General features: G+C 71.3%; 3 protein-coding genes. 1 reads left to right on the top strand and 2 read right to left on the bottom strand.

Annotated features, from left to right (window positions below; genetic code table 11):
- Together ABZ896_RS52745 and ABZ896_RS52740 are read right to left on the bottom strand one after the other, a co-directional pair.
- On the bottom strand, positions 1–249 hold a 249-nt coding region (locus tag ABZ896_RS52745), incomplete at its 3' end, for a hypothetical protein (RefSeq protein ID WP_360946674.1).
- 28 nt (positions 250–277) lie between these two features.
- Positions 278–1,039: an LPXTG cell wall anchor domain-containing protein gene (locus tag ABZ896_RS52740; protein WP_360946671.1), complete on the bottom strand. Its 762-nt coding sequence runs from the start codon at positions 1,037–1,039 to the stop codon at positions 278–280.
- Positions 1,040–1,129: 90 nt separating this feature from the next.
- Here ABZ896_RS52740 and ABZ896_RS52735 point away from each other — a divergent pair.
- Positions 1,130–1,766, top strand: a 637-nt coding sequence (locus ABZ896_RS52735) for an ABC transporter substrate-binding protein (protein WP_360946668.1), incomplete at its 3' end; no start/stop codon positions are given.

The following is a 1,766-nucleotide window of genomic DNA, read 5'->3' as shown; positions in this document are numbered from 1 at the left end:
CAACTCGACCTCGGCGGAAGCGGTTTGAGGATCCGTGCCGCCGCCCGTCGCCGGGAACCACGCACGGCCCCCGGAGCCCTGTGTGGCGGGTTCGATGACGTCGAGGGTGACGCCCTCGGCTGTTCTCCAGCTCGCGTAACCACCGGACACCGTACGGGGATACACGTCCTGCGCGGCCGCCGCGCCCGGGCAGAGCAGCGCGAGCAGGGCGCCGCCGGCCAGTGCGGCGGCGCCGGGTCTGTTCACCATCTTCAGTTCTCCCTCGGGGATTTGGGGATCAGGCCGTACGGCGTCGGCGCGCCCAGTACCAGGTGCCGGTCCCGGCCGCGACGAGTCCCGCCGCCGTGAGCCCGACCGTCAATGTGGCGGAACCGGTGCTTGCGAGCGGGCCGCTCGCCTTCGTTGCGCCCTCGGATTCGGTCTTGGTCGCGGCTTCGGAGGGCCCGGAATCGGAACCCGGACCGGCCGTCGCGCTCGATGTCGCCGACGAACCGCTCCCGGCCCCGGAGGCGCCCGCGAACGTCACCGGGATCCGCACGGTCTGCGTCTGGTCCCCACCCCGCGTGTGGTCGTTGCGGGTGATGACGGCGCAGGTCACGCCGGACTTCGTGCAGTCGGTGTTCGCGTCCTTCGCGCGCACCGTGAGTTTCACGCTGAACGTGCCCTTGTGTCCGCTGCCGCCGTACGGCTTCGCGAGCCCCTCGCCGTAGGAGGGCGGGTTGGACGAGATCCACCGCGACGCCCCGGATTCGCCGGACATGTCGACGCCGCCGATGCACGGCGTGGGCGTCTTCCCGGCGCCGTTGTCCACGCAGAAGGCGACGTAGATGCCCTTCTCGGTGTTGTAGCCGGAGCCGGAGACGGTCACCGTCTCGCCCGCCGGGTCGAGCCCGGAGGATGTGGAGACGGTGAGTTTCTGGCCCTCGGGTCCGGTCGCCGAGGTCCCCGCGGCAGCCGCGGGGGAGGTGATCGCCAACGTCATGGCGACTGCGGAGACGCCCGCAACTCTCCTGCCGCGCAGGCTGCTTGGGCTTTTCATGTCACACCCCCACCAGTGGTTAATTAGGTAAACCTAACCTAAGCTGGTGCTCCACTGTAAGTCACCCGTGAGACTGGAGAGGGTCAGGCGATGCGCATGCCCGGAAGATCCCGACACCCCCTGGCGCGCCGGGGGCTCGCGGCCGTCGGGCTGGCGCTCGCCCTGCTGACGGCGGGGTGCGGGGGCGGGACCTCGGCGTCCACCTCAGCCGCGGACGCTTCCCCGGCCTCCGCCGGAGCGCGCGCGGCCGCGGCCGGGAAGCAGCTCGCGAAGAACACCCTCGTCCCGCTCGAAGGCAAGGCGCCCACGCCGGAGTTGCCCGTCACCGTCGACTCCTCGGACGGGCGGAAGGTCACGGTGAAGGACGCCTCGCGGATCCTGCCGCTCAACGGCGGTGTCGCCGAGATCGTGTTCACGCTGGGGCTCGGTGACCGGGTCGTCGGGCGGGACATCACCGCCACCTTCGCCGAGGCGAAGAAGCTCCCGCAGGTCACCAAGGCGCACGACGTCAGCGCGGAGAGCGTGCTGTCCCTGCGGCCGACGGTGGTCCTCGCCGACACCGACACCGGACCCAAGGAGGCGATCGACCAGATCCGCGACGCGGGCGTCCCGGTCGTCGTCCTGGACCCGGCGACGAAACTGGCCTACGACGATCCGGCGGTCGGGACGCTGGAGCTGACGGACCGGCTGATCACGATCGTGCGGGCGACGCCGGGCCCCCACGTGG

Source organism: Streptomyces sp. NPDC047072, assembly GCF_040643855.1.
GTDB lineage: Bacteria > Actinomycetota > Actinomycetes > Streptomycetales > Streptomycetaceae > Streptomyces.
Note: the sequence above shows the minus strand (reverse complement) of the source record. Positions and strands in the feature narration are given on the sequence as shown.

What these genes read in the sequence shown, in the direction of transcription:
- ABZ896_RS52740 (WP_360946671.1), bottom strand. Translation starts at nt 1,039, where the DNA reads ATGAAAAGCCCAAGCAGCCTGCGCGGCAGGAGAGTTGCGGGCGTCTCC.